The sequence below is a fragment of the Kitasatospora sp. NPDC047058 genome (genome assembly GCF_040643935.1).
Taxonomy (GTDB): Bacteria; Actinomycetota; Actinomycetes; order Streptomycetales; family Streptomycetaceae; genus Kitasatospora.
The window spans coordinates 1-7,176 of record NZ_JBEYVJ010000345.1; the positions used below are offsets into that span (position 1 = coordinate 1).

The window sequence follows — 7,176 nt, forward strand, 5'->3', positions numbered from 1 at the left end:
GCGCTGCTCGGCGTCCTCGTACAGCGCCCGCACGCGCTCGGCGAGATCCTCGGCCCGACGGCGAGACGTGATCCCACTCCCAGGTGGTGGAGTGGATCTTCGGGTCCCGCATCCAGTCCCACTGGCCGTGCAGGACGTTGTGGCCGATCTCCATGTTGTCCATGATCTTCGCCACGGACAGACCGGCGGTGCCGAGCAGCCACGCGGGCGGGAAGATCGAGAACAGCAGCACGCCCCTGCTGGCCAGCTCGAGTCTGCGCTGTGCCGAGATGACCTTACGGATGTAGGCGGCGTCTTTCTCGCCGCGGCCGGCGATCACCTCGTCGCGGATCGCGTCCAGCTCGCGGCCGAGCTCCTCGATCTGCTCCGCGCTCAGGTGGGCGGTGGGGTCGATGGCGGTCAAGGCGCTCCTACCGTTCGATGTCGCAGGGGCCCGCCGCGGCGGACACGCAGGTCTGGATGAGGACGCCCGGCTCGGCCTCGGTGATCTCCCCGGTGCGCAGGTCGCGGACGGCGCCCGCCTTGAGCGGCGTGACGCAGCCGAAGCAGATGCCCATGCGGCACCCGGAGGGCATGAGCACGCCGGCCTCCTCGCCGATGTCCAGCAGCGGCGTGGCGCCGTCCGCGTCGACGGTCTTGCCGGTGGCGCTGAACGTGACCTCGCCGCCGTCGCCGCCGTCGCCGGTGACGACGATGCCGGGGCGGAAGCGTTCGGTGTGAAGGCGCTCTCGGACCCCGTGCTCGGTCCAGTGCTCTTCTGCGGCGTCGAGCAGGCCCGCGGGCCCGCAGGCCCACGTCTCGCGCTCGGCCCAGTCGGGCACGAGTTCGTCGAGACGGGCGATGTCGAGCCTGCCGTCCGTGTCGGTGTGCACCTCGGCCAGGCGCAGCTTCTCGTCCGCGACCAGGTCGTGCAGTTCGTTGCGGAAGATCACGTCTTGCGGCTGCGGCGCGCTGTGGACCATGACGACGTCGTCGAACTCGATGTCGCGCAGCATGCCCATCACGGGCGTGATGCCGCTGCCGGCCGTCAGGTAGAGCACCTTGGCGGGCTTGGCCTGCGGCAGTACGAAGTCACCGGCCGGCTGGTCGAGCTGGATCAGCGTGCCCGGTGTCGCCCTGCGGACCAGGTGGTTGCTGACCTTGCCGCCCGGGACCGCCTTCACGGTGATCGTGACGCGGCCGTCCCGGCGGTCTGTCGGCGAGGTGATGGAGTAGGCACGCCACAGGCGCCTCCCGTCGACGTCGACCCCGACCCGCACGTACTGCCCGGCCGTGTGGCCGCGCCAGCCCCGTCCCGGCCTGATCACGATGGTCGCGGCATCACTCGTCTCGGGGTGCACGGCCTCGATCCGCCCGCGCAGGTCGGCGCCCGCACGCAGGGGGCTGACCAGGTCGAGGTAGTCCGCCGGCAGCAGCGGCGTCGTGACCATCTCCAGCAGTTTCCACGCCCTGCTGCGCAGGGCCGCACTCGTCATGACTCCAGCTTGCTGCGCCTCGGGGCGTAAAGTCCTGACCGAAGGACGTAAATCTGGCCGGCTGAATTGTTCGCAGGGAACAAAAACATGAGCCATGCAATCCGGAGGGCCAGCGAACTGGCCCTGGATGAGACGACCGTCACCGCACTGCGGGCCGCGCTGAAGACCACCGCCGACGAGGTCGTCCAGGCGATCATCGACGAGGTCCCTCCTTACGCCAACGCCCTTTCGGGCCGTATGGGCGCCACCATCCGCCGAGCCGTCCGCACCGCCCTGGGGCACTACCTGGACCTCGCGAGCGGGACCGCCACAGGCGGCGACGCCGGTGACGCGGCCTACGAGCTGGGCCGCGGCGAGGTTCGCGACGGCCGTTCGATGGACGCCCTGCTCAGCGCCTACCGCGTCGGCGCCCGCGTGGCCTGGAGATGCCTGGCAGCAGGTGCCGTACCGGCAGGCCTGCCCGCCGCCGAGGTCGCCAAGTTCGCCGAGCTGACCTTCGCCTACATCGACGAGCTCTCCGCCGCGAGCGCCTCGGGCCACGCCGACGAACTGGCCGCCCGGGGCAGGGACCACGAGCGCCACCTGGAACACCTGGCCCGCGACCTCCTCGCCGGCGCGAGCCCGGACGTCCTGCTGGCCTCTGCTCAACGGGCCGGGTGGCAGCCTCCGGTTTCGCTGACCGCGGTCCTGCTGCCCGCCGCCCAGGCCCGGCCCGCCTACCGCGCGCTCGACCCGGACACCCTCGTCCTCGACGATCTGCCGGACGCCACCGGTGTGCTGCTCGTCCCCGATGCCGACCGATCACACCTCTTGCGGCAGCTGACCGGCCGCACCGCCGTGGCCGGCCCGGCCCGGCCATGGACTCGTGCGTCCGCCTCGTACGCACGAGCCGTACGCGCGCGCTCCCTCTCCTCCGATATCCGCGACACCGAGGACCACCTGCCCGAGCTGGTGCTGAGCGCCGACGCGGACGCGTTCGCAGACCTGCGTGCCCGAGCCCTCGCACCCTTGCGGACCTTGCCGGCCGCGACCGCACGGCGGCTGGAGGAGACGTTGCGCGCGTGGCTGCTGCACCAGGGCAGGCGGGACGAGGTGGCGGCGGCCCTGTTCGTCCATCCCCAGACGGTCCGGTACCGGATGTCGCAGCTGCGGGAGCTGTTCCCGGATCTCGCATCGCCACACCGGGTCCTCGAACTGACGCTGGCGGTGGGTCTTCGGGTCGGCTGACGCGTACTTCGGCCATTCACGACCGCGTCCGCGAGCGCTCCGGGAATCGTGCGTCAAGCCAGGCGGTGGAAGCCCTCCAGTCCGCCGACCCGGCCCAGGGCAGCCCGAGCCCGGCGAGCTGCGCCTCCGCCGGCCGGCCCGGAACCCGGCCCGCCGCGCCCTGTTCCGGTCGCGTCCGACAGCTGAGCAGGATCGGGATGCCTTGGCCGGCTCGGCGAGGTGGATGCGGACTCCTTGTTCGCTCCGCACAGCACCGCGCAGGCCTTCTCTCCGTTGCCGGGCCGGTAGCTGCGGTTCACTGTGGCGGGTCGGGTCGGTGTGTTGCGGTCGGGGGCGTGCCGGTGCGGTGCGGTGAGCGCGGCCAGGGCGGTCGCGGCGCCGTGCTCGACGGCGATGCGGCGGGGGTCCCACAGTGCCTGCCTGGCCCGGACGGACTCGCTGTCCGCCACCAGCACGGACTGGACGCGGTCCTGCTGGGCGGGGTGCAGGGCCATGGCGGAGGTGCGGCGGGCGCCGAGGGAGTCGGCGGCGATCGAGTCCACCATGACGTCGATCTGGTGGCCGGCCTCGATCGCGGCGTTCGGTGCGCGGCAGTACTCCGGCTCCACCGCCACCGTGCGGATGCCGCGGTGGTGGGCGGCGGTGGCGACGCCGGCGAACAGTCCTCCGCCGCCGACCGCGACCACCACGGTGTCCAGGCCGGGGATCCGGGCGTGGATCTCGTCCAGCAGGGTGCCGGCTCCGGCGGCCAGCGGGTTTGCGGGGTTGAACAGCAGACCGTCACCAGGCTGCGGCGTCAGGTCGACGCGCTGGCAGTGCTCGACCGCCTCGGGCCGGTAGCCGTACGCCTGGCGGTACTGCTCGTCGGCCGGCTCCCAGCGGTGGCGCCACACGGTGGTCGCCCCGCCCGTGGCGGGGGTGGCGGCCCAGACGTTGAAGGCGAGCTGGGCGATCACCTCCTGGTCGAACAGGCCGGTGGGGAACTCGTGGTTCAGGCCGTCGTAGTGGACCGGGGCGCCGTTGTTGATCTCGCGCAGGGGTGCCGCCGAGCAAAGCCGGTGCCGAGCGGGAACTGCGTGCCCTTGCCGATCGCTACGGGCCCGAGAATGTCTTCGTCGAGCTGACCGACCACCAGATGCCCGGCGACGACGACCGCAACGACCTTGTTGCCGATCTCGCCGCCCGCACCGGCCTCACCATCGTCGCGAGCACCGCGGCCCACCACGCCTCGCCGGCCCAGGCCCGCCTCGCCCAGGCCCTTGCCGCACTGCGCCAGAACCGCTCCCTCGGCGAAGCCGAGGCCTACCTCGCGGCGGCCGGCACCGCGCACCTGCGCTACCCGGCCGAAATGACGCGGCGCCTCGCCCCCTGGCCCGGCGTCCAGCAGAACACCGTCGACCTCGCCCGTGCCTGCGCCTTCGACTTCCGCACCCTCAACCCGGAGATGCCCGGCTAGCCCGTCCCGCCCGGCCACACCGAGGCCAGCTGGCTGCGCGACCTGACCCTGCGCGGGGCGTGCACATCGTCTCGTACCGCTGGAGCGAGCCGTCCTCGGCCTCCACGTCCCAGGAGTCGGGTGCGCGGCCGAAGGCCCGGTAGCCCAGGCATCGATGCCCGTGGGCGGGGCGCCGGCCCGATTCGCGCTCGGATCGGGGGCACCGCCGTCAACGTCGCCGTACGACACCAGCCGGACGCGATCTGCTGCGGCATCCGACGCCAAGGCGGGCGCGGCTGTGGCAGACTCACATCGACCGGCCTGCCCCGTAGAGGAGTTCAGGCGCGGCCCGTCCGAGGCGGCCTGAGCACAGCCGGCGGCCCGTGCAGTCGGGCGCCGCTCGGACCCCCGTGGTCCCCTGGAAGGTGGAGGACGTGTCGGCGCGAGTGCGAACGGCGGATGCAGCGGACCTTGAGGATCTGCTGGACCAACGGCGATACCGCGCGCTGGAGCGGGTGCTCGAGGAGCGTGGCGAGGAGCTGCTGCGCGATGCAGGGGCCTGGACAGTCATCCTGCGCTCACGGCTGGAACGGGGGCTGGTCGGAGAGGCGGCCGCCATGGCCCGGCGGGCCGAAGGGTGTTTCGCCCCCTCGAACGCAGCCAGCCTTTGGGCGCGCTATCCGGCGCTTCTCGTCCAGGATCCTGCGGCCGTGCCCGGGCTCGCGGCAGAGCTGCTTGTCGAGGCCCGGGCGATGGCGGCAGGCCCCTCGACCCCCCTGGCCGAACGGGCCGCGGCGGCCGAATTCGCCTTCCTGGTCAGTGCGGTGCTGTTCCCCCTCGAAGGAGGGCGGACGGCGCGCCGCGAGGAGGCGCTGCGCGACGCAGGAACCGCCGTACGGCTGTGCCGGCAGGCGGGGCGGCCACGTCACGCCGAACGGGTGCAGCGCCGCGCCTTCCGGTTGCTGCGTCAGGCGCCGGCCGATCCGGTGGCCGCGGCGCACTGGCTTGGGCCGGCAAGAGAGGCCGCCCAGGCCCGGGGTGACCGGTGGTCCGTGGCCGAGAGCGACTTCCTGCAGGCCGAGGTCGACCTGGCCGAAGCCCTCGCGGCGACCGAACTCGACAGTGTGCCCCCGCCGCCGGAGTCCTGGGCGGCGCAGGCGTGTGCGCTGGAAACGGTGGCGCACCGCATCCGGGCGGGAGGCGGCCTCATGGCCCCGGCCCGGGCGCGGTGGACGGCGGCGGACCTGCTGCTGCAGTACGGTGTCCCGGCGGGCGAGGACCTGGCCCGGGCCGCCCTCCGCGGATTCCACGACGGGGGCGATGTCGGCACCGAACTGACGATCCATCACGCGATGCTGCGTTGGCTCCTGGTCCGCGGGGACGCGGCCCGGGCCGAGCGGCACCGGGCCCGTGCCCAGACCCTGACCGGGCGGTTAGGGATGTGGGCGGGCGAGAGCGCCCACGCGGCGGCGATCCTGGAGGATCTGACCCGGCGCGGCCACCTCGGCCAGGCGGAACTCCACACCGCCCAGCACTCAGCCTCGGTACAGGAGCCCGTCGGCCGGGCGGTGCAGCGCAGTGCGGCGCTCTCGCTGATGGGTCTGCCCCAGGACGCCGCGGCTACCCTGCGCGAGCTCGACGACGCGCCAACAGGCCAGCCGTCCCTACTGGCCGCAGACGTGGACCTGCTCCTGGGCACCCACCTGATGGACTCCGACCCCGAGGCCGCGGTGTCCGTCCTGCTACGGGGAGCGGGTACGGCGCACAGACAGGGCCTGCCACTGGAGGAAGCCCAGTGTCTGGCAGCAGCGGCATGGGCCGCGGCCGTCGCCGCGCAACGGGGTACCCCCGTGTCGGCCCCGGATGAGATCGAGCAGCGCTTCGCGGCGGCGGAGCACCTCGTCCGGCAGGCGCCGCCTGACCTCACCGCCCACGTCCAGCTGGTCAAGCTCTGCCACCTCCGACACCAGGACGCCTTCGCCCGCCAGCACTGGGACGGGTGCGCCCGGTACCTGTCGCTTGCCGAGGACGTCTGCCGCGGCTACGGCCTGGGGCCTCTGCTGGCCGACACCCTCTCGTTCGAGGCCATCACCCTGATACAGATCGGTCGCATGGGTGCCGACGTCCACGAGGAGGCCGACGCTCTGCTGGCGGAGGCGTCCGAGCTGCGCCGCCGGGCCGACTACGCGGGCGAGGCGTGGCGCGGCCCCTATCACCGGGCGATCAACGCCCTGGAGTCCGGGGACCGTCACCCTGACCCCGAAGTCCGCCGACAGCGTTGGACGGTGAGTGCCGAGCTCCTCGCCACCGCCGCCGTCGCGATCGACGGACTGCGGTCGAAGGCCGCCGTCGCGGGCACCGGTCCCGAACAGGCGCAGGCCGCCAGGATGGCCGCCGTGCGGGGTAAGGAGGAGGTCTACCGGCTGGGCTTCGAACTACACCAGTACCGCCTGGGCGATACCTCCGCCGCCCTGCTCTGGCTCGAACGGGCCAAGGCCCGGGCGCTGCTCGACGGAGTCGAGGCGCTCGGCGAGTCCGGCGCCGGGCGGATCGGCCGGATCCTCCCACTGCCCGGCCCCGTGACCGTGGCGCGGTTGAGCGCGGCACTCGCCACGGAGGAGCAACGCGCGGACGGGCGGCGGGTGTTGCTCGTGCAGTACCGCTGCGTCCCAGCCGGCACGCTGGTGTACGGACTGCGCTCGGACTGGGACGAACCCCGTCTCGCTGCGGTGCCGCTGCGGTACTCCGAGCTCACCGAGCAGGCCCGGATGTGGTTCCAGGTACCGGGCGGGGTCCGGATGATGATGGAGGACTGCGACGGCGACGTCAGCGACTGGCACCGCCTGGCGCCGCTGGTGGCCCCGCTGGCCGAGTGGGCGGATCCCGGGGACCTCGTTCATCTGCTGCCTCACGGCGTCCTGCACGAACTGCCACTGCACACCTTGCCCGTGGACGGGATTCCGCTGCTGCTGCGCAACCCCGTGTGCTACGCGCCCTCGGCGGCCGTTCTGCACGGACTGTGGAGCAGGCCCCGTCGGG

5 protein-coding genes and 1 pseudogene are annotated in these 7,176 nt (G+C 73.0%); 3 read left to right on the top strand and 3 right to left on the bottom strand.

The window, feature by feature from the left end; genetic code table 11:
* Together ABZ885_RS32245 and ABZ885_RS32250 are read right to left on the bottom strand one after the other, a co-directional pair.
* A pseudogene (locus ABZ885_RS32245) lies at positions 1 to 403 on the bottom strand (hypothetical protein); the annotation flags it as partial.
* Positions 404 to 410: 7 nt separating this feature from the next.
* Positions 411 to 1,475, bottom strand: a complete 1,065-nt coding sequence (locus ABZ885_RS32250; protein WP_360196511.1) for a ferredoxin reductase — start codon at positions 1,473 to 1,475, stop codon at positions 411 to 413.
* A gap of 87 nt (positions 1,476 to 1,562) precedes the next feature.
* Between ABZ885_RS32250 and ABZ885_RS32255 the strand changes: the two genes are divergently transcribed.
* Positions 1,563 to 2,702 (top strand): helix-turn-helix domain-containing protein, encoded by a 1,140-nt coding sequence (locus tag ABZ885_RS32255; protein WP_360196514.1) that lies wholly within the window; start codon positions 1,563 to 1,565, stop codon positions 2,700 to 2,702.
* A 53-nt stretch (positions 2,703 to 2,755) separates the two neighbouring features.
* Here the strand turns inward: ABZ885_RS32255 and ABZ885_RS32260 are convergent, their stop codons facing one another.
* A complete protein-coding gene (locus tag ABZ885_RS32260; protein WP_360196516.1) occupies positions 2,756 to 3,658 on the bottom strand; it encodes a pyridoxal-phosphate dependent enzyme in 903 nt (300 codons plus the stop codon).
* Positions 3,659 to 3,741: 83 nt separating this feature from the next.
* Here ABZ885_RS32260 and ABZ885_RS32265 point away from each other — a divergent pair, with 83 nt between their 5' ends.
* The gene (locus ABZ885_RS32265; protein WP_360196519.1) at positions 3,742 to 4,158 is read left to right on the top strand and encodes a hypothetical protein; all 417 of its coding nucleotides are present in this window, start codon (positions 3,742 to 3,744) and stop codon (positions 4,156 to 4,158) included.
* Between the two features lie 689 nt (positions 4,159 to 4,847).
* A partial coding sequence (locus tag ABZ885_RS32270; RefSeq protein WP_360196522.1) for a hypothetical protein occupies positions 4,848 to 7,176 on the top strand: 2,329 nt, incomplete at its 3' end.